The organism is Pseudomarimonas salicorniae, assembly GCF_023156535.1.
In the GTDB taxonomy this organism is placed as follows: domain Bacteria; phylum Pseudomonadota; class Gammaproteobacteria; order Xanthomonadales; family Xanthomonadaceae; genus Pseudomarimonas; species Pseudomarimonas salicorniae.
Window position 1 is genome coordinate 138,635 of record NZ_JALNMH010000002.1, and the last position, 20,479, is coordinate 159,113.

Here is a 20,479-nt window from a genome sequence, read left to right on the forward strand (position 1 = left end):
CGATGGGACTCAAGCGCTACGCGACCGCCCGCTGGGAAGGTGACCTCAACGCCGGCAAGGGCGTGATGAGCACGCCGCAGAGCGGCCTGTTCGCCGACCAGAACTACTCCTTCAAGACCCGCTTCGGGGATGACAAGGGCACCAATCCCGAGGAGCTGCTGGCCGCGGCCCACGCCGGATGCTTCTCGATGGCCCTGTCCTTCATCATGCAGAACGCGGGAATCACCGCGGAGAAGATCGAGACCCGCGCCGACCTGACGCTGGAAATGTCCCCGGCGCCGACCGTCACCCAGATCCACCTGACGGTGAAAGCCAAGGTTCCGGGCATCGACGCCGAGCGCTTCGCCGGGTTTGCCGATGAGGCGAAGAAGAACTGCGTGATCTCCCGCGCCCTGTCGGTGCCGGTCAGCATGGATGCCAGCCTCGGCTGACCCGGGTCCGCGCCGTGTCCTGATGGTGCACGGCGCCGGTGGCGGCGGCTGGGAATGGAACCGCTGGAGCGGTGTGTTCAAGGCCGCCGGCTGGACGGTCTCGGCGCCGGACCTGCAGCCCTCGCCCGCCGGTCTAGCGGCCACCACGCTCGACGACTATCTCTGCCAGCTCGCCGGCTGGATCGAGGCGCTGCGCCCGCAGGCCCTGGTCGGTGCGAGCCTTGGCGGCCTGCTGTGCCTCGCCTGTCCGGCGGCCCGGGCGCTGCCGCGGGTGCTGGTCAATCTCATGCCGCCGGCCCCCGAGTGCGAGCGGATGCCGCTCCGCGAGCCCTATCCACCGGTGATTCCCTGGGCCTCGGCCGGCCGCTTCGCCGGCACGTTCGAGGCCATGGAGGACGCCGATGCAGCGGCGAGGCTGTTTGCCTTCCGCCATTGGCGGGACGAATCCGGCCGGGTGCTGAATGCCGCACGCGCGGGCATCGAGATCGACGCACCTGCCGCTGCGTGCCTTATCGTCGCCTCCGAAGCCGACCACGACGTGCCCGCGGAAATCAGCGCCGCGCTGGCCCTGCGCCTGGGCGCCAGCCTGCTGCGTCTTCCCGGCGGGCACCTGTCTCCGCTGCTCGGTGAGCGCGCCCATGAGCCCGCCGCCCACGCTGTCGCCTGGCTGAACACGTCGCGGGGGTTCAGAGGGAATTAAGTGCGCGGTTCCCAGCATCGTCGTTGCGCGGGCTGCCCGCGCGCTCGATAAGGAAACGCATATGGTCCGCAAGTCCGTCCTGGCCCTGGCCACCCTCGGCGTCATGGCCGCCTCAAACGCGGGCGCCACCTCCTACGGTCGACACCACGGCCCTTCGGGCTACGACTATGCCGAGGTGATCCGCGTCGACCCGATCATCGAGCGCTACCAGCGGCCGGTGCAGCGCGACCAGTGCTGGAGGGAGCCGGTGCGCTACCGCGAGCCGGCCCGCTACCGCCACGCCCGTGAGGATCGCGGACCCGCGGTGCTCGGTGCGATCGTCGGCGGGGTGATCGGCAGCCAGTTCGGCAGCGGTGGCGGCCGTGATGCGGCGACCGCGGCGGGCGCCATCCTCGGCTACCAGGCGGTGCGCAATGACCAGCGCCGGTATGGCGGCGGCTACTACGAGGGCGGGCGCGAGTACGTCCGCTACGAGGAGCGCTGCCGGGTCAACACCGAGTATTTCAGCGAAGAGCGCGTCACCGGCTACGACGTCACCTATCGCTACAACGGCCAGGTCTTCAACACCGTGACCGATTACCACCCGGGTGACCGGCTGCGCGTGCAGGTCGATATCCGTCCGGTGCCCTAGGCGCGTCGGGTTGAAGCAACAGCGTGTCGCGGGGCGCCTTCGGGCGCCCCGTCCGTTTCCCGCCCCCGAACGGTCGCGGCAGGGCGCCGCTCCGCCGCGTCCTTGACGCCGCGCATGCCGACAGCTCCCGGCGGATGCTCTACCCTTGCAGACTGCCGGATCGCGAGCGCCCTCGACCATGTCCGAGATCAACCCCCTCACCCCCCAGCTGATCGTCGTCTCGGGCCTGTCCGGCTCGGGCAAGTCGGTGGTGCTGCGCACGCTGGAGGATCTTGGGTGCTACTGCGTCGACAACCTGCCCTCGGACCTGCTGCCGGACTTTGTCCGCTCGATCATGGCCAACGAAAACCCGCCGACCCGGCTGGCGGTGGGCATCGACGTGCGCAACCGCGCCGAGGACCTCTCGCACCTGCCCAGCGCCCTGTCCGAGGTCGGCGCGGCCGGCCTGCAGCACCAGCTGCTCTTCCTCGACACCCGCGACGAGGTGCTGATCAAGCGCTACGCCGATACCCGCCGCCGGCATCCCTTGGGGCGGGGCGAAGTGCGCCTGGCCGAGGCCATTGCCCTCGAGCGCCGGCTGCTGAAGCCGCTGGTGGCCATCGCCGACAAGGTGATCGACTCCAGCGAGCTGAATGTGCACCAGCTGCGCCGACTGATCGTGACCGAGCTGGGCTTTGCCCAGCAGAGCGGCACCTCCCTGCTGATCGAGTCCTTCGCCTTCCGCCACGGCGTGCCCGAGGATGCCGACTTCGTTTTCGACGCGCGCTGCCTGCCTAACCCGCACTGGGATCCGCGGCTGCGGCCGCTGTCCGGCAAGGACGCCGCCGTGCGCGAGTATTTCGGGACCGAGCCGACGATGCAGGCCTACTTCCAGCAGGTCGCCCAGTTCATCGACAACTGGCTGCCGCGCTTCGAGAACGAGTCGCGCAGCTACGTGACCATCGCCTTCGGCTGCAGCGGCGGCCGCCACCGCTCGGTCTACCTGGCCGAGCGTCTCGCCGACCATCTGCGCGAGGGCGGGCGCGAGCAGACCCTGGCCTTCCACCGCGAGATCGAGTGAGCGAGGCGAAGGCAGGTCCCGGTCAACCGATCGCGCACCTGCACGTTGTCCCTGGCTGACGTCCGCACATGGACCTCGACCCTCGCTTGAAGGGACCCGCACCGATGCCCGCTTCCCCCTCCGCCGCGTGCCTGCTCGCGCTGGCCCTGCTGCTGACCGCGCTGCCCGTCGGCGCCGCGCGTGCCGCGGCCTGCGACTACTCACCGGCCGTGCAGCGCTTCGAACAGCTGCTTGCCGACCGCGGCCTGCCCGGCGGCGCCCTGCTGCTCGGCACCCGGCAGGGCCTGCTGCTGCAGCAGTACCGGGGCAGCTATGCGGCCGACACCGTGGTCGCCATCGCCTCGGCCAGCAAGCTGGCCAGCGCGGTGCGCATCCTGCAGCTCGCCGACCGCGGCCAGCTGCCGCTCGACGACCGGGTCGAACGCTGGCTGGCCGGCTTCGGCGCCCAGCGCGGCGCGATGACGATCGAGCAGCTGTTCGCGCATACCTCGGGTTATGGGAACGACTCGGCGGACCCGCTGATCACCGACCGCGGGATCAGCCTGGCCGCGGCCGTTTCGCAGATCGAGTGCTGCCGCGATCTCGCACCAGGCTATGCGGTAGGCGGCCAGTTCGCCTACGGCGGCGTGTCCATGCACGTCGCAGGGCGCATCGCCGAACTGGCCACCGGAGTCGACTGGGAGCAGGGCTGGCAGGACGGGATCGGCGCGCCGCTCGGCATCACCCGCATCGACTGGCAGGGTCTTGGGCCCACCACCAACTACATGATCGCGGGCGGCGCCCGGGCATCGCTGCGCGACTACGGCGCCCTGCTGCACGTGCTGCTCAACGGCGGCTGGGCCAATGGCCACCGGCTGCTCTCACGCGATGCGGTGTTCGAGCTGTGGCGCGACCGCATCGGCAGCCTGGCCGTGATCGACCCGCCGCCCACCGCCCAGCCGCCGGTCCGCTACAGCCTCGGCGCCTGGATCGTCGAGCGCGAGTCCGGCCGTCCGCCGCTGATCCACAGCCTCGGCGCCTTCGGCTTCATGCCCTGGATCGACTTCGAGGCCGGCCTGTTCGGCGTCTTCATGATCCGCGCCCTGCCCGGCATCAACCTGCAGGCCTATCCGGTCTATCTGCAGATGATCGAGGACCTGCGCATCGCCACCGCCGCGGGCTGTCCCGAATTCGAGCGTTTTCCCGGCATCTTCCAGGCCGACTTCGAAGGTCGCGGTGCGCCATAGCGGGGCGCCGATCCGATCCGTCGGTCGCACACGGATGCGCAGGATGCGCAAATCGGACATTCATAGGGTGCGGCTTGCCGCACCGGGCGTACCGTCCGAACGCCCATATCGGTGCGCCGAGGCACACCCTATAGGCCTTCGCCGACCGCCCAACGACGCCCGACTGTGGGAGCGCCCTTGGGCGCGACCGCGGAGATCGTTCTGGCCGCGGTCGGTAGTAAATCCTTAGCGCTGCGGTCGCGCCCAAGGGCACTCCCACAATTCGACTGCTGCAAGGCCAGCTTTGCGGCGCAAACCGGACCTTGCAGCACCGCTGCGTGTAGGAGCCAGCTTGCTGGCGATCGTCCCGTCCGGGGCGCCGATCGCCAGCAAGCTGGCTCCTACATCCGGGTTCTGCGGAAGGTCTGCTTCGCGCCCATCGCAGACCTCCACCGGCCGATAAGGGCAGTCCGACGGCAGCCGGCGGGCGCGATGCCCGGATCCGAATGGATCGCCGCGAACGACCTGCCCGCGTTCGCCGATCCCCACAACGCAGAACGGCCCGGTTTCCCGGGCCGTCCTGTACGCTTCACGCTGAACAGATAGCTCAGTCGTGCAGGTCGAAGCGGTCCAGCTCCATCACCTTGGTCCACGCCTTGGCGAAGTCGTGGACGAACTTCTCCTTGGCGTCGTCCTCGGCATAGACCTCGGCGATGGCGCGCAGCTGCGAGCTCGAGCCGAAGACCAGGTCGACGACGGTGGCGGTCCAGCGCACCTTGTCGGTCTGGCGGTCCCGGCCTTCCAGCACGTACTTCTCGCCTTCCTTGCGCGCCCACTTGGTGCGCATGTCGAGCAGGTTGACGAAGAAGTCATTGCTCAGCACGCCCGGCCGGTCGGTGAACACGCCGTGCTTGCTGCCACCGACGTTGGCGTCCAGCGCTCGCAGGCCTCCGATCAGGACGGTCATCTCCGGCGCGGTCAGGGTCAGCAGCTGGGCCTTGTCGACCAGCTTCTCGGCGGCATCTTCCTCCATGCCCTGCTTGGCGAAGTTGCGGAAGCCATCGGCGCGCGGTTCCAGCGGCTCGAAGGACTCGACGTCGGTCATCTCCTGGGTGGCGTCGGTGCGGCCCGGGTGGAAGGGCAGCTTGATCTTCACCCCGCCCTTGGCCGCGGCATCCTCGACCGCCGCATTGCCGGCCAGCACGATCAGGTCGGCCATCGAAACCCTCTTGCCGCCCTTGGCCGAGCCGTTGAAGGCCTTCTGAACGCCCTCGAGCGTGGACAACACCTTGGCCAGCTGGGCCGGCTGGTTGGCCTCCCAGTCCTTCTGCGGGGCGAGCCGGATACGCGCACCATTGGCGCCACCGCGCTTGTCGCCGCCGCGATAGGTCGAGGCCGAGGCCCAGGCCGTGGCGACCAGCTGCTGGGTCGACAGGCCGGAGGCCAGCACCTGCTTCTTCAGCGCATCCGCATCGGCTTCGTCGATCAGCGGATGGTCGACATCGGGCACCGGGTCCTGCCAGATCAGCACTTCCTTGGGCACCAGCTTGCCGAGGTAGCGCGAGCGCGGACCCATGTCGCGATGGGTCAGCTTGTACCAGGCGCGGGCAAAGGCGTCGGCGAACTGGTCGGGGTTGTCCTTGAAGCGGCGCGAGATCTTCTCGTAGGCCGGATCCATGCGCATCGCCATGTCGGCGGTGGTCATCATGATCGTGACCTTCTTCTGCGGGTTGTGCGCAGCCGGTGCCATGTCCTTCTCGGAGAGGTCCTTGGGATGCCACTGCCAGGCACCCGCCGGGCTCTTGACCTTCTCCCACTCGTAGCCGAACAGCACGTCGAAATAGCTGTTGTCCCACTTGGTCGGAGTGGGCGTCCACGAGCCCTCGATGCCGCTGGTGATGACGTCATCGCCCAGACCGGTACCGTGCTTGCTCGCCCAGCCGAAGCCCTGCGCCTCGACATCCGCGCCTTCCGGCTCGGCACCCACCGCGGATTCGGGACCGGCGCCATGGGCCTTGCCGAAGGTGTGTCCACCGGCGGTCAGCGCGACGGTCTCCTCGTCGTTCATCGCCATGCGGGCGAAGGTGACCCGGATGTCCTTGGCCGAGGCCAGCGGGTCGGGGTTGCCGTCCGGGCCCTGCGGATTGACGTAGATCAGCCCCATCTGCACGGCAGCCAGCGGGTTGGCCAGCTCGCGATCACCGGAGTAGCGGCTGTTTTCCTTGTCGCTGGTGGCGAGCCACTCGCGCTCCGGACCCCAATCGACGTCCTCGGGCGGCTCCCAGATGTCCGGGCGACCGCCACCGAAACCGAAGGTCTTGAAGCCCATCGACTCCAGCGCCACGTTGCCGGTCAGGATGAACAGGTCGGCCCAGCTGAGCTTCTTGCCGTACTTTTTCTTGATCGGCCACAGCAGGCGACGGGCCTTGTCGAGGTTGCCGTTGTCAGGCCAGCTGTTCAGCGGTGCGAAACGCTGGTCACCTGTGCCGCCGCCACCGCGCCCGTCATAGATGCGATAGGTGCCGGCCGCGTGCCAGGCCATGCGGATGAAGAACGGCCCGTAGTGGCCATAGTCCGCCGGCCACCAGCTCTGCGAGTCGGTCATCAGCGCGTGCAGGTCCTTGACCACCGCATCGAGGTCGAGGGTGCGGAACTCCTTGCGGTAGTTGAACTCCCCACCGCGCGGATTCGACTTCTCCGAGTGCAGGTGCAGGATGCGCAGGTTCAGCGCGTTCGGCCACCAGTCAAGATTGCGAGGCCCCTTGCCCATCCGCAGATGGCCGAGACCGCCCGACATCGGGCACTTCGATTCATTCGACATGCTGTTCCCTCCTCTTTCGGGTGGCTGGATGCTGCCCCGCGCAAACGCCATGTTCAGGCCGACCGCGCATCCGCAACAATACTCCCCTTGCCACGCTTTCGTTGCGCGAGGGGTGTGAAAGCAGACTAGCCCCCCGCGACCGCCGGTTGAAATAGATTGTTTAGACCAGTTCCATAGATCCCACCTATGACCTGAACGCGCCGGCCAGCAGGCTCAGCCAGGCCCCGCGCTGCGACTGGCAATCACCCCGGTGCTGCGCTTCAATGTCCCGGGACTGCCCTGCAGGGAGGAGATCCCGTGGTCCAGAGCCAGGCCGACACGGTCAGCGCCTATCTGAAGGAACTGCCGCCGGACCGTCGCGCGGTGATTTCGTCCGTGCGCGACATGGTCAACCGCCACCTGCCGGATGGCTACGAGGAATGCATGGCCTTCGGCATGATCGGCTGGGTGATCCCGCTCTCGCGCTATCCCGACGCCTACAACAAGCAGCCGCTGGGCTATGTGGCGCTGGCCGCGCAGAAGCGGCACAACGCGATCTATCTCATGAACGTCTACGCCGATTCGGACAGCGAGAAGGCGCTGCGCGAGGCCTACGCGGCGCGCGGGCTCAAGCTGGACATGGGCAAGTGCTGCCTGCGCTTCCCGGACCAGGCGCCGCCACCGGAGGACCTGATCGGGCCGCTGATCGCTTCCACATCGGTCGAGGATTTCATCGCCCTTTACGAAGCTTCCAGGGCGCAGACCGCGGCGGCGAAGCGGAAGGCCAAGCGGGGGGCGAAGTGATCGAACACGCTGCCATCCAGCGCTACCGCGAGCACTACCGCGCCACCGAGATTCCGCACGGCTATCGCCCGCTCGGCCACCTGCTGTTCACCTTCGGCGGCGGCCTGCTCGCCTTCGCCACCTGCCTGTGGCTGGTCGATGGCCTGCGCCCGGTGGAACTGCTGGCCGTGCCGGCGGCCTTCCTCTATGCCAACTTCGCCGAATATGTCGGCCACCGCTGGCCGATGCACCGGCCGTTCCGCGGACTGGGGCTGATCTACAAGCGGCACGCCGGCCAGCACCACCGCTTCTTCACCGACCAGGCGATGCCGTTCGACGGCCTGCGCGACCTGCGCGCCGTGCTCTTCCCGCCCTCGCTGGTGCTGTTCTTCTTCGGCGGTTTCGGCATCCCGGCCTGGTGGGCTCTGGACTATTTCTTCGGCAGCAACGTGGCCTGGCTGTTCATCGCCACGGCCATCGCCTACTACCTGAACTATGAGTTCCTGCATACCGCCTACCACCTGCCCGCCGCCCACTCGATCGCCCGCATCCCCCTGGTCCGGCGCCTGAAGTGGCTGCACCAGACCCACCACGACCCGCGGCAGATGGCGCACGCCAACTTCAATATCAGCTATCCGCTGGGCGACTGGCTGTGCGGGACGCTGCGCCGCCGCCCGCTGGCCGGGGCCGAGCAGCGCCCGGCGACGCAAGCGACGGGCGAGAAGGCCTCGCGCTAGCCGACGAATGTCTTCGGGCGCAGGCCGGTCGATCACCGCAGACCATCGGTTGCGCCCTGCCGCAGCGGAGTGCCGCCCGATCACCATCTCCGGTGTTCCGGGGCGGACAAGAGAGCGCAAAGAAGACACTCATAGGGTGCGGCTGGCCGCACCGGGCGTACCCTATGAATGCCCGTATCGGTGCGCCAAGACACGCCCCATGGGGCCTCGCTGACGCCCAGCAAAGCCCCACGGTGGAAGCGCCCTCGGGCGCGACCGCAGCGCTACGGTTTCACGTCAGACCGCGGCCAGAGCGGAACTCCGCGGTCGCGCCCAAGGGCGCTCCCACAGAAGATCGGCCCATTCGATGGGACGCGGTGAATGCGAACTCTGCGCCCCGGGCAGGCTGCCACTTTCTACCGCGTCGCCGCGGTGCCTGTGCCTCCCGGCGCCCATTCTCCTTCGGGCTCGGACGCGACGACCCGGTTCCGACCCGTCTCCTTGGCCAGGTACAGGCGCCTGTCGGCTACCTCCAGGACGGCCTCCAGACTGGGGCCATCCTCGGGGAACGCGGCGACCCCCATACTGCACGTGATCTCGACCGGACTGAGCCCGCGCGAGAACAAGGCCTCCACCGCTCTGCGCGATTCGTCGGCGACGCCTGCAGCCTTGGAGACATCGGCCCCGGGCAGGACGATGACCAGCTCTTCGCCACCGAAGCGCGCCACGTAGTCCGCCCGGCGGCGGGTCGTCGCGAGGTACCCGGCAACCGCCTTCAGTACCGCATCGCCCACCAGATGCCCATGCACGTCGTTGACCTGCTTGAAGGAGTCGAGATCGACCAGGATCAGCGCCATGGGCTGGCCCATGCGGCGTGCCATCTCGAGGTCATGACTCGCGGTGGCATCGAAATAGCGCCGGTTGAAAACCCCGGTCAGGGCATCCTCAAGAGCCGCGCTGCGGGCCCATTCGTACTTCTGACGATAGGTCAGGATGGCAAAGAGGCCGCGGGACTCGCCAACGGCTGTCGGCAGCGGAAGCTCGCGCTCCCAACGGCGCAGGTACCACCAGGCGACCGTCACGAAGAATGTCGAGCCAATGCTCTTGGCGAGGATGGAGTTCAGCAGCAGCGCGCCCAGTCCCGCAGTTCCCCAGAAAGCGATGCCGAGAAACAGCAGGCTGTCCGCGGCGAGAACCAGCCAAAGGGTCAACTGCATAGCCGCCAGCACAGGCAAGCGCCGGGCGAGAAACTCGTAGACCACCACCACCGCCAGCGCGTCCAGTACAAGCAACAGGCTGCCAAGGACCAGCATTCCGGCGCTTGTCGCAAGGCCCTGGAAGGAGATCCCGACCAGGTCACGCACCTCGCCGTAATGGACCTGGGCGGCCAGGCTCAGGAGCAGCAGGCCGCTCAGCAGGTTGCCGATGAGCAGGGCATAGATCAGCTGCCTCGCCTCAAGGGCGTCCTCGCGGATGTAGACGATCAGTACCGCGACCAGGCCCATCACGAACATGAGCGACGAGCCGGGACTGAACTCGATGCCGAGCGGGGTTGGCACGAACAGCCCGGCGCTGAGCGTCTGCAGCACCTGGAGCGTGCCAAGGCAGACATACAGAGGAACCATCCCGATCCGCCGGCGCAGACCAAACAGCCCGAGCAGGGTGAGCGCCAACAAGCAGGCCTGAAGAACGAGCCAGATCACATCCTCTCCCGCGGACATCCCCGGCCAGTATGCCGCCTGGTCGCGACCTGCGGCGATCGCGGCAACCGGCGACTGCGCCTGAAGCCGCCCCACTGCCGCGCGGCCGCCGATGCACCCAGCCTGCGCCTTCAGCGCCCGGCATGCGTCTCCAGCAGCTCGGGCAGCAGCACTTCGAGATATGCGAGGTAGCGGGCCAGATAGTTGATCCCATTGACCTCGTCGAGCAGGAACGGGTTCATCAGCGTGTGGCGAAGCACCTTCAGCCGCAGCGCCGCCAGCTCCTCGCCATCGGCCGGGGCAGCGATGCCGAGTGCCTGCAGCAGCGCCCGCATCGCCTCGCCGCCCAGGGCGTCGCCGCGAAGCGTGGTGCTGCTGCCGTAGAAGCTCTGTTCCGGTCGCGGCATCGCCGGGTCGACGGCGAGTCGCGCCTGCAGTCGGCGCATGAAGCCGTTGCAGGCGGCGAGATCTTCATTGCCCACGGGATTCAGCGCGATGCACAGCAGGTTGCAGTCCGGCTCGAAGGGAACGACCACACGGAACCGCGGTGCCATGCGCGGCACCCAGTCGGCCAGCAGGTCGCGGAAGGCCTCTGCGCCGCGGATGGTCGCGGCCTGGATGCGGCCGAAGTGGGCGGCGTCGAGCGGCATGACCCGATGGGTGACGCAGACCGCCGCGGCCATGGCGCCCGGGTTGGAGCCTTCGATCTCGTAGCGGCCGATCGCGCTGTAGCCGCTGCCCGGCTCGCCCGATCCTGCCTCATCGAAGACGTAGTCCGCCGCCTCAGCCAGCAGTTCCACCGGCCGCCGGTCCCGGCACAGGAAGGCGCCTGCGCCATACGGCAGGTATCCGAGCTTGTGTGGATCGATGGTGACCGAATCGCTCCGCGATACGGCGGACATGGCCCGGTAGACCTCGGGACGCGGAAAGCGTGCGAACTCGCGGCCCACTGCATCGATTCCGCGAAGCCCGCCCTGCTCATCGCGCAACAGAGACATCAGGTAGCCGCCCCATGCGGCGTCGACGTGCACGCCGAACCCGAAACCGCGCCCCGCAGAGCGGTCGCGCGCATCGCAGAGACGGTCGATCGGGTCGATGGTTCCGAACTCCGTGCTGCCGAGAATGCCGACTGCCAGCAGCACCGGTCGCCGCTCGCGCTCCAGACGATCGATCAGCTCGTCTGCGGCCTCGGCGCAGATGCGCATCCCGGCCTCGGGCAGCTGCACCAGTTGGCGCCGGCCAAGACCGAGCAGCTTCATGCCCTTGCTCCACGAGTAGTGCGCAGTGGCCGGCGCCAGGACCAGGGGCGTGGAGAGGGCGGGATGGGCATCCAGGAAGGCGGCAAGTCCCATCTGCTCGACGCGGGCCTCCTCGATGCGTCGGCCGGCCTGCTGACGCTCTCGCGGTGACATCGCCGAGAGCAGGCGCTGCGCCGCGCAGATCACCTCGATCGATCGGTCGACCGGCATCAGGAAGGCGTCGAGGTCGTCGCCCGCAAGGTCGATGCCATCCAGCCTCGCGGCGCGCAGGGCAAGCGGGTAGCACTTCAGGGCCAGGGCCAGGCGCAGCGCCTGGAAGTTGGCCGTGGTGCCTCCCGAGGTCAGGTGACCGAACGCGCAGGGCAGCCGGCGCGCATCGACCCCGTAGCCGAGCATGGCGGCGAGCTGCATGCCGGCCTCACGCTCCATGTCGAGGGTGACCGGAGCCGCCTCCTCGCTGACATTGTTCGGGTTGTACGGCAGGGTCAGGATCTGGGCGACGAGTCCCGGAATCAGCAGGTCGCTGACCATGTGCCCCAGGTAGCGCTGGCTGTGGAAGGGCACCGAGCGCTTCAGCGCCGCGGACAGCAGGTGCAGTTCGCGGCGCAGCCGGGCCTCGAAGGCCTGGAAGTCCGCCCGGTGGCGGGCCCGGGTGGGGATGGCCGGTGGATCTTCCGGATGGATGTTGCGCCGCCAGTAGACGTGGTCGCGCAGGAACTCGGTGACCAGCTGTTCGAGCAGGGCGTCATTCTCGGCATAGGGACCGAGGAAGCAGGGATGCAGGGCGGGATCGCTCATCGAGCTATCCCGGCTTGCCGTCCGCCCTGGGGCTGGACCAGTAGGCAAGATGCTGGAGCAGCCAGGGCGTCAGAACCAGTACCCACAGGGCGGCGGCCACGCCGTTGAGCGCCCAGGGATCGCGGGTCCACTCCGCGCCGATGCGGAGCAGGGCCACCATCTGGATGGCGAAGAAGGCAAACCGGTCGACGAGGTTCATCCGGATCGGCCGGCCGGAATGGCCCCGGCTCACCCGGCTGACCATGGCGACCAGCAGTGCGCCGAACAGGCCGATGGTGTAGGCGTGAAGCGGCGCCCGCAGCGGCACCAGGTCGACACCGACATACAGCGCCAGCGACTGCGCGCCGGACAGGGTCGCGCCAACAGGCAGCCAGAGCATGCCGAGGAACAGCGCGCGCAGCACGAAGGGGCTGCCGGCGGGCGGACTGCAGCGCCAGAGCCAGGCGATGCCGAGCGCCGCCAGCGGCAGGTCGGCAAGCCAGAGCAGGTCCGACAGCCGCGAGATGTCCAGCACCAGATGCGCCAGGCTGCAGATCACCGAAAGCCAGAGCCACGCCGCCGGCCGCCACGGCTGGTAGCCCGGCACGACGCACTGGGCAAAGAACGGAAACATGCGGTGGGCCACGGACAGGTAGACCGGCAGGAGCAGGCCATGCACGCCCACGCGCGTCGCGGCCTGTAGCCAGGCGGGATCCCCGGTCAGCGCATGAAGGACGAAGCTGGACCAGCCACCAAGCCCCACCAGCATCGCCAGGCCGATACTCAGCCCGTGCACGCAGCGCGTCGGGTCGTGGCGCAGGCGATCCAGCAGCAGGCCTGCGCCCCCTGCCCAGCCAACGAGGCCGATCAGGGCCGCCGCCAGCACCAGGCCGCCCTGCCAGGCCGAGGCCAGCAGCAGGCCCTGCGCTGCGAGCAGGCAGGCGGCAGTGGGCAGGTAGTGCCGGCGCGAGAAGGCCGGCACCGGCATCCATCGCGGGAACACGGTGTAAAGAAAGCCGAACAGGAACGGGCCAAGCACCAGATAGGGCATGACCAGCGCATGCACGCTGCCGCCGTAGAGGCCGTCCTGGGGTACGCCGGGCAGCCCCCAGCGAAGCCGGCCGATCCAGCCGGCCCACCAGGCCATCGCCAGGAGCAGATTGAGGGCGCCCACCGCAAACAGGATGCGGTGCGGGGTGGCCGTGATCGGCCAGGCCGGAAGGGAAACGGTGGAGGTAGCCATGGAACTCGACCGGTGGGGCAGCTGCCTCGAGCCTGAGCGCGAATCCCGGGCCCTGCCATGATCCAGATCAGGGCGATGGGCTGTCCCGACGATCAGACTGGATTCCGAAGCACCACTGCCCGAGGACCCGTCATGCCCCGCATCGCCCGCCTGCTGATCCCCCTGTCGATCGCCGCCCTGCTTGCGGGCCCGCCGAGCACGGCGGCGGCCGGGAGCGGCCCCAGCCTGTACCTGCGACTGCGCCACGAGAACGTCGACGATGCAGCCCTCGCGCGGCGGGCCGAGGCCACCACCTACCGACTGCGGCTCGGCCATCTGTTCGAGATCTCTCCGCGCTGGTCAGGCTTCCTCGAGGCCGAACACACCGGGCACCTGTTCGGCGAGCGCTACAACAGCACCGCCAACGGCGCGGCGGGTTTCCCGACGGTGGCCGACCCCGACAACACCGAGCTCAACCAGGCCTGGGCGCGGCTCAGGCAGGGACCGCTCGCCGCGACCCTTGGGCGGCAGCGCCTGAATCTTGGCAACCAACGGTTTGTGGGCGCGGTGGGCTGGCGGCAGAACGAGCAGACCTTCGATGCGCTCGACCTGCAGTTCGCCTTCGATGGGCCCTCGCTGCGCTACGTCTACTTGGACCGGGTCAACCGGGTGTTCGGAGCGGAGCATCCGAATCCGCTTCTCGCACGCTGGGATCTCGACACCCATGTCGTCGAGGCCACCACCACGCTGGGGCCCGGACGGCTGGCCATTCTTGGCCTGTGGCTGGACAACCGCAGCCTCCCCGACGCATCGCATCGAAACCTCGGCCTGCGCTACGAAGGCAGCCTGAGCATAGGCGAGGCGCCCGCCCTCGACTTTGTCGCGGAGTTCGCCCAGCAGCGTCCGCATGCCGACGGCCTCGGCGGGAATCGCGCGAACTTTACCTCGGCCGAGCTGGGTACCCGGCTGGCCGCGGGCCAGTTCAGGATCGGGCTCGAGCGACTGGGCGGCGATGGGCGCTACGCGTTCCAGACTCCGCTGGCGACCCTGCACGCCTTCAACGGCTGGGCCGACCGCTTCCTGACCACCCCGCCGCACGGCCTGCGCGACCTTTGGCTGGGCTGGAACCGCGGCTTTGGCAGTGTCATGGCCAGCCTTCGCCTGCACCGCTTCGAAGCCGATCAGGGAGGCGCCCGCTACGGCGATGAGCTTGACGCCTCGCTCGGCTGGAAGGTCGACGCCCAGTGGAACGTTCTGTTCAAGGTGGCGCACTACCGGAGCGAGGGCTTCGCCAGCGACGTCGACAAGGCATGGGTGAGCGTCGAGTATGCGTTCTGAACTGCAGACGAAGAACGCTGCGCGAGGCTCAGCCCCCGCGCAGCACCGGACGCGCCAGGTCGAGCATGCGCGCGGGTTCGAGGAACTCGACCTCGCGTCGGTCCACGTGCAGCAGCCCCTCGTCGGCCATCCGGCGGAACACGCGGCTGACGGTTTCCGGCGCCAGTCGCAGGTAGCTGGCGATGTCGCCGCGCGACATGGTCAGGTTGAAGCGCGTCGGGCTGAACCCGCGCGCCGCGTACCGCCGCGAGAGTGCCACCAGGAAGGCCGCGACCCGCTGGTCGGCGCTGAAGTCGCCAGCCAGCAGGGCGGCCTTGCCGATGTCCTGACTGAGCAGGCGGAACAGGTGCCGCTGCAGGCCCGGCATGCGCGTCGCCAGCGTGGCCAGCATGGGGAAGGAGAAACGACAGATGGTCACGGTATCCAGCGCCACCGCGTTGCAGGGATAGCGCTCGCCGTGGATCGCCGACAGGCCGATCACCTCGCCCGGCAGGAAGAATCCATGGACCTGCTCGCCGCCCTCCTCGTCGACCACGTAGGTCTTGACCGTCCCGGCACGCACCGCGGCGATCGACTGGAACGGATCGCCCTCCCGGAACAGGTGGGTGCCGGCGGCAAGCGGCCCCTCGTGCTCGACCAGGCAGTGCAGCGAATGCAGGGCGGACTTGTCGTAGCCCTCGGCCATGCAGGCCGCGGAAAAGGCGCAGGTGCTGCAGAAATGCAGGGCGTCGCCATCATCGGCGACCGGCACCGGTACTGCGGGGCTCGGTTCCAGTGAGGACACGGAGGATTCCTTGGCTCGCGATCCGCCCAATCATAGCCACGCGGCCGTGGATCGGGGCGAGCCGCCCACGGACACCGCGGGAATTTGACTTGACGCAAACCGTCCTGGACCCCGTGTGCTGAAGTCGTGGTTCGGCCATCCCAGGCCAGACGGGAGGATTGATGCCCAGCCCAGCGACCCGTACCGACCCGCGCCGCAGCGAGGAACTGCGCGCCTTCCTGTTCATCACGGTCTTCCTGTTTCCGTTGCTCTCGGTCCTGCTGGTGTCCGGCTTCGGCTTTGCCGTGTGGATCTGGCAGATGATCTTCGGGCCGCCCGGCGTATGAGCGGCGCGCTGGTCAGGCCGTCACCCTCGCGGCGCGCCTTCCTGCGCGGCAGACGGCAGGTGGACTCGCGCCCCAGGCCCCCGGGGGCCGTCGACGAGGCGCTGTTCGTCGATCGCTGCATCCGCTGCGACGGCTGCGTCGAGGCCTGCCCCGAGCGGGTGCTGGTCAGGGCAGACGGGGGGTTTCCGATCCTCGACCCGTCGCTGGGCGAATGCACCTTCTGTGGCGATTGCGTGGCAGCCTGCGCAGACCAGGCCCTGCTGCCCTCGCTGCTCGCGGAGTGGCCATGGCGCGCGGCGCTCGGCGCGGGCTGCCTGTCTGGGCAGGGTGTGGTCTGCCAGGCCTGCCGTGATGCCTGCGGAGAGCGGGCGATCCGCTTCCCACCCGGTGCCGGGCTGGGTGCACCGATGATCGATGCGAGCGCATGCAGCGGCTGCGGCGCCTGCATCGGGGCCTGTCCCACCTCGGCGCTTCGACTGCAGCGGATCGCCATCTCACAATCGGCCGCGTCGCCATGAGCCGCCTTGTGCATATCGCCAGCCTGGTCGTCCACCACCGCGAGGACGCCTGCGCCGTGATTGACACCCTGCTCGGCGAGCGCCGCGACGCCGAGCTGGCGCTTCGCGAGCGCAACCGCAGCATCGTGCTCTGCGAGGCCGACAGCGACTCGGCCCTGATGCAGGTGGTCGACGCCTTGCAAGCCCTTCCCGGAATCCACGCGGTGAACCTCGTGCACCACCATGCCGAGGACGCCGAAAGCCTCGACCAGGAGATCAGTCCATGACCAGCCGACGCGACTTCGTCCGCCAGTCCGCCGTGGCCAGTGCGGCCGCCGCCGCCGGCATCAGCTTGCCGGCCGCAGCGCAGAACGTGCTGCTCGAGCGTCCGGTGACCGAACTGAAGTGGTCCAAGGCGCCCTGCCGCTTCTGCGGCACCGGCTGCGGGATCAACGTCGCGGTCAAGGAGGGCCGCGTGGTCGCCACCCACGGCGACGTGCATGCCGAGGTCAATCGCGGACTGAACTGCGTCAAGGGCTATTTCCTGTCCAAGATCCTGTACGGCAAGGACCGCCTGACCACGCCCCTGCTGCGCAAGAAGAACGGCGCCTACGCCAAGGACGGTGAGTTCGAGCCGGTCAGCTGGGACGAGGCCTTCGACGTGATGGCCGCGCAGTTCAAGCGGGTGATCAAGGACAAGGGCCCGGAGGCGGTCGGCATGTTCGGCTCGGGGCAGTGGACCATCTGGGAAGGCTACGCCGCCAACAAGCTGTTCAAGGCCGGCTTCCGCAGCAACAACATCGACCCCAACGCGCGGCACTGCATGGCCTCGGCGGTAATGGGCTTCATGCGCACCTTCGGCATGGACGAGCCGATGGGCGTGTACGACGACATCGAACAGGCCGATGCCTTCGTGCTGTGGGGCTCGAACATGGCCGAGATGCATCCGATCCTGTGGACCCGGGTCGCCGACCGCCGACTGTCGCATCCGCACGTAAAGGTCGCCGTGCTTTCGACCTTCGAGCACCGCAGCTTCGACCTCGCCGACATTCCGATCGTGTTCGGCCCGCAGACCGATCTTGTGATCCTCAACTACATCGCCAACCACATCATCAAGAGCGGCCGGGTCAATCGCGAGTTCGTCGATAAACACACTCGCTTCATGCAGGGCGCGACCGACATCGGTTACGGCCTGCGTCCGGAACATCCGCTGCAGCAGGCAGCCAGGAACGCAGACAAGGCCAACAGCGGCGAGCCGATCGACTTCGACGCCTTCGCGAAGTTTGTCGCCCCGTACACGCTGGACTACGCGGTGAAGATGACCGGCGCCGAGCGCGGCTGGCTGGAGAAGCTCGCCGAGCTCTATGCCGACCCGAAGGTCCGGGTCATGAGCTTCTGGACCATGGGCTTCAACCAGCACACCCGCGGCGTGTGGGCCAACAACATGGTCTACAACATCCACCTCCTGACCGGAAAGATCGCCACGCCCGGCAACAGCCCGTTCTCGCTGACCGGCCAGCCCTCTGCCTGCGGCACCGCCCGCGAGGTCGGCACGTTCGCCCACCGCCTGCCGGCCGACATGGTCGTGATGAATCCCGAACACCGGAAGAAGGCCGAGCACATCTGGAAGGTGCCCGAGGGCACGATCAAGGAGAAGCCGGGCTTCCATGCGGTCGACCAGAACCGTGCGCTCAAGGACGGCAAGCTCAACGCCTATTGGGTGCAGGTCAACAACAACATCCAGGCCGCGGCGAACCTCAATGAGGAGGGCCTGCCGGGCTACCGCAACCCGGACAACTTCATCGTCGTCTCCGACGCCTACCCCACGGTGACGGCCCAGGCCGCCGACCTGATCCTGCCGGCCGCGATGTGGGTGGAGAAGGAAGGCGCCTACGGCAACGCCGAGCGGCGCACCCAGTTCTGGCACCAGCTGGTGCGTGCCCCGGGCGAGGCGCGCTCGGACCTGTGGCAGCTGATGGAGTTCTCCAAGCGCTTCACCACCGATGAGTGCTGGGGCGAGGAGTTTCTGGCGGCCAATCCGGAGTTCCGCGGCAAGACCCTGTTCGAGGTGCTGTTCCGGAATGGCCAGGTCGATGCCTATCCGGTCAGCGATATCGAGGCCGGCTACGAGAACCACGAGGCGGAAGCCTTCGGTTTCTACGCGCAGAAGGGCCTGTGGCAGGAGTACCGTCGCTTTGGCGAGCACAAGGGCAAGGACCTGGCCGACTTCGACGTCTACCACGCCGCGCGTGGCTTGCGCTGGCCGGTGGTCGACGGCAAGGAAACCCGCTGGCGCTATCACGAGGACAGCGATCCGTATGTGGCCAAGGGCGAGGGCTGGAAGTTCTACGGCAATCCAGAGGGCCGCGCGGTGATCTGGGCCCTGCCCTATGAGCCGCCGCACGAGCCGCCCGATGAGGAATTCGACCTCTGGCTGGTCACCGGGCGGGTGCTGGAGCACTGGCATTCGGGCTCGATGACCATGCGCGTTCCGGAGCTCTACAAGTCGTTCCCGCAGGCGCCGGTGTTCATGCATCCGGACGATGCCAAGGCGCGCGGTCTGCGCCGCGGGCAGACCGCGAAACTGCAGTCGCGGCGCGGCGAGATCCTCGCCCGGGTCGAGACCCGCGGCCGCAATCGCCCGCCCAAGGGGCTGGTCTTCGTGCCCTGGTTCGACGCCAGCGTGCTGATCAACAAGCTGCTGCTGGACGCCAACGACCCGATCTCGCGGCAGACCGACTTCAAGAAATGCGCCTGCCGCATCGTCCAGGCCTGAGGAGCGCAGCATGAACCCTTCAAGCCCCGAAGCCACCACCGCGAGCACATCGCGCGCCGTTCGCGGGTCGATCATCGTCGGACGCTGGTCAGTGGTCGCCGTGCTGGCCTGCATGATGCTGGCGGCAGCGCTGGTCTTGCCGGCACTGGCCCAGGACCCCGAGGCCAATACCCCGGCGCCGTCTGCCACCGAATACCGCTCGATCGACGCCCTGCGCCGCGGCGCGCCGCTGACCGAGGAGCCGCCCGCCGCACCGATGGCCCGGGTCGAGAACCAGGACCTGCGCCGCCAGCGCGGCTGGCCAGAGCAGCCGCCCACCATCCCGCACAGCATCGACGGCTACCAGGTCAGCAAGGAGGCCAATCGCTGCATGATCTGCCACTCGCGGGGCGGCTCCGAGCAGTTTCAGGCCCCGATGGTCAGCGTCACCCACTTCATGGACCGCGAGGGCCAGGTTCTGGCGCAGATCTCTGCCCGACGCTTCTTCTGCAACCAGTGCCACGTCGTGCAGACCGATGCCAAGCCGCTGGTCGAGAACGGCTTCCTCGATGTCGACCGGGTGATCACCGCAGGGAAGGAGCGCTGAGATGTTGCGAGCCGTCACGCGGTTGCTCCAACGCAGCTGGCGGGTGGTGCGCAGCCCCAGTCTGCACTTCAGCCTGGGCTTCCTGACCCTCGGCGGCTTCATCGCCGGGATCATTTTCTGGGGCGGCTTCAACACCGCCCTCGAGGTCACCAATACCGAGCAGTTCTGCGTCTCCTGCCACGAGATGAACAACAACGTGTTCGAGGAGCTCAAGCCGACCATCCACTACAGCAACCGCAGCGGCGTGCGCGCGACCTGCCCCGACTGCCACGTCCCGCACAACTGGACCGACAAGATCGGCCGCAAGATGCAGGCCTCCAAGGAGGTATGGGGCAAGGTGTTCGGCACCATCGACACCCGCGAGAAGTTCCTCGACAAGCGCCTGGAACTGGCCCAGCACGAGTGGGCGCGGCTGAAAGCGAATGATTCGCTGGAGTGCCGCAACTGCCACAGTTTCGAATCGATGGACTTCACCCGGCAAAGTCGCCGCGCCGGCGAAATCCACGAGCGATTCCTGACCGAGGGCGAAAAGACCTGCATCGACTGCCACAAGGGCATCGCCCATCGACTGCCGGACATGCAGGGCGTGCCGCAGGGCTGACCCGACCAGCCTCGGGACAGGCAGGGAAGATGCGTTGATGCAGCGCATCGGCCATGGCGCCGCCCCCCGCGTGCTCGCCGTGCCCGAGCGTCCGGTTCCGGCGCTGCGGCTCGCATGACGCAACCGCAGCCGCGATTGCAATCGCTATCGCTACCGCTACCTCTACCGCCGCGAGCGTCGAGGGAAACCGCCCGCAGCGGCACCCTCGCGAGCGTTGATGCACCCGGCGGATGCCGCGGCCCAGGGGCACTTTGGGCGCAACGTTCGCATTCGCCCCGGCACATCAA

Annotated in this window: 19 protein-coding genes; 14 read left to right on the plus strand and 5 right to left on the minus strand. The window is 68.2% G+C overall.

Annotation, left to right across the window (positions count from 1 at the left end; translation table 11 throughout):
• Positions 1-2 precede the first annotated feature (2 nt).
• From M0G41_RS03130 to M0G41_RS03150, 5 genes are all read left to right on the plus strand, one after another.
• Positions 3-431: an OsmC family protein gene (locus tag M0G41_RS03130; RefSeq protein ID WP_248204937.1), complete on the plus strand. Its 429-nt coding sequence runs from the start codon at positions 3-5 to the stop codon at positions 429-431.
• Positions 415-1,131: an alpha/beta hydrolase gene (locus M0G41_RS03135; RefSeq protein ID WP_248204939.1), complete on the plus strand. Its 717-nt coding sequence runs from the start codon at positions 415-417 to the stop codon at positions 1,129-1,131. The genes M0G41_RS03130 and M0G41_RS03135 overlap by 17 nt, the downstream gene beginning before the upstream one ends.
• A gap of 61 nt (positions 1,132-1,192) precedes the next feature.
• Positions 1,193-1,762 carry a glycine zipper 2TM domain-containing protein gene (locus tag M0G41_RS03140; protein WP_248204941.1) on the plus strand — a complete coding sequence of 190 codons (570 nt, stop codon included), beginning with the start codon at positions 1,193-1,195 and terminating at the stop codon, positions 1,760-1,762.
• A 178-nt stretch (positions 1,763-1,940) separates the two neighbouring features.
• Positions 1,941-2,822: an RNase adapter RapZ gene (rapZ, locus tag M0G41_RS03145; protein ID WP_248204942.1), complete on the plus strand. Its 882-nt coding sequence runs from the start codon at positions 1,941-1,943 to the stop codon at positions 2,820-2,822.
• Positions 2,823-2,926: 104 nt separating this feature from the next.
• On the plus strand, positions 2,927-4,048 hold the full coding sequence (locus M0G41_RS03150) for a serine hydrolase domain-containing protein (protein WP_248204944.1): 1,122 nt from the start codon (positions 2,927-2,929) through the stop codon (positions 4,046-4,048).
• Between the two features lie 586 nt (positions 4,049-4,634).
• On the opposite strand, the gene katG is transcribed toward M0G41_RS03150, so the two are convergent.
• Entirely contained in the window at positions 4,635-6,848 is a 2,214-nt protein-coding gene (gene katG / locus M0G41_RS03155) for a catalase/peroxidase HPI (RefSeq protein WP_248204945.1), read from the minus strand.
• A gap of 297 nt (positions 6,849-7,145) precedes the next feature.
• Here katG and M0G41_RS03160 point away from each other — a divergent pair, with 297 nt between their 5' ends.
• Positions 7,146-7,631: a DUF1801 domain-containing protein gene (locus tag M0G41_RS03160; protein ID WP_248204948.1), complete on the plus strand. Its 486-nt coding sequence runs from the start codon at positions 7,146-7,148 to the stop codon at positions 7,629-7,631.
• A complete protein-coding gene (locus tag M0G41_RS03165) occupies positions 7,628-8,347 on the plus strand; it encodes a sterol desaturase family protein (RefSeq protein ID WP_248204949.1) in 720 nt (239 codons plus the stop codon). Before M0G41_RS03160 ends, M0G41_RS03165 begins: the two co-directional genes overlap by 4 nt.
• 395 nt (positions 8,348-8,742) lie before the next feature.
• Here the strand turns inward: M0G41_RS03165 and M0G41_RS18770 are convergent, their stop codons facing one another.
• From M0G41_RS18770 to M0G41_RS03180, 3 genes are all read right to left on the minus strand, one after another.
• Positions 8,743-10,029 (minus strand): GGDEF domain-containing protein, encoded by a 1,287-nt coding sequence (locus M0G41_RS18770; protein WP_248204951.1) that lies wholly within the window; start codon positions 10,027-10,029, stop codon positions 8,743-8,745.
• Positions 10,030-10,157: 128 nt separating this feature from the next.
• Positions 10,158-12,083, minus strand: coding sequence for a pyridoxal phosphate-dependent decarboxylase family protein (locus M0G41_RS03175; protein WP_248204952.1), 1,926 nt, complete (start codon positions 12,081-12,083; stop codon positions 10,158-10,160).
• Between the two features lie 4 nt (positions 12,084-12,087).
• On the minus strand, positions 12,088-13,305 hold the full coding sequence (locus M0G41_RS03180; RefSeq protein ID WP_248204954.1) for an NnrS family protein: 1,218 nt from the start codon (positions 13,303-13,305) through the stop codon (positions 12,088-12,090).
• A gap of 132 nt (positions 13,306-13,437) precedes the next feature.
• On the opposite strand from M0G41_RS03180, the gene M0G41_RS03185 reads away from it, so the two are divergent.
• Positions 13,438-14,622, plus strand: coding sequence for an alginate export family protein (locus M0G41_RS03185; RefSeq protein WP_248204956.1), 1,185 nt, complete (start codon positions 13,438-13,440; stop codon positions 14,620-14,622).
• Positions 14,623-14,650: 28 nt separating this feature from the next.
• Here M0G41_RS03185 and M0G41_RS03190 read toward each other — a convergent pair whose 3' ends face one another.
• Complete coding sequence (locus M0G41_RS03190) at positions 14,651-15,406, minus strand: helix-turn-helix domain-containing protein (protein ID WP_248204957.1); 756 nt, start codon at positions 15,404-15,406, stop codon at positions 14,651-14,653.
• A 161-nt stretch (positions 15,407-15,567) separates the two neighbouring features.
• Here M0G41_RS03190 and napE point away from each other — a divergent pair, with 161 nt between their 5' ends.
• Genes napE through M0G41_RS03220 form a run of 6 tightly spaced genes read left to right on the plus strand, consistent with a single transcriptional unit; the run spans position 15,568 to position 20,192 of the window.
• On the plus strand, positions 15,568-15,732 hold the full coding sequence (gene napE, locus M0G41_RS03195) for a periplasmic nitrate reductase, NapE protein (RefSeq protein ID WP_248204959.1): 165 nt from the start codon (positions 15,568-15,570) through the stop codon (positions 15,730-15,732).
• Positions 15,729-16,250, plus strand: a complete 522-nt coding sequence (napF, locus tag M0G41_RS03200; RefSeq protein WP_282452639.1) for a ferredoxin-type protein NapF — start codon at positions 15,729-15,731, stop codon at positions 16,248-16,250. The genes napE and napF overlap by 4 nt, the downstream gene beginning before the upstream one ends.
• Positions 16,247-16,516 carry a chaperone NapD gene (locus M0G41_RS03205; protein ID WP_248204964.1) on the plus strand — a complete coding sequence of 90 codons (270 nt, stop codon included), beginning with the start codon at positions 16,247-16,249 and terminating at the stop codon, positions 16,514-16,516. The genes napF and M0G41_RS03205 overlap by 4 nt, the downstream gene beginning before the upstream one ends.
• Entirely contained in the window at positions 16,513-19,005 is a 2,493-nt protein-coding gene (gene napA / locus M0G41_RS03210; protein WP_248204966.1) for a periplasmic nitrate reductase subunit alpha, read from the plus strand. The genes M0G41_RS03205 and napA overlap by 4 nt, the downstream gene beginning before the upstream one ends.
• Before the next feature lie 10 nt (positions 19,006-19,015).
• Positions 19,016-19,591 (plus strand): nitrate reductase cytochrome c-type subunit, encoded by a 576-nt coding sequence (locus tag M0G41_RS03215; protein ID WP_248204967.1) that lies wholly within the window; start codon positions 19,016-19,018, stop codon positions 19,589-19,591.
• Position 19,592: 1 nt separating this feature from the next.
• Positions 19,593-20,192 carry a cytochrome c3 family protein gene (locus M0G41_RS03220; RefSeq protein WP_248204969.1) on the plus strand — a complete coding sequence of 200 codons (600 nt, stop codon included), beginning with the start codon at positions 19,593-19,595 and terminating at the stop codon, positions 20,190-20,192.
• Positions 20,193-20,479: the final 287 nt, after the last annotated feature.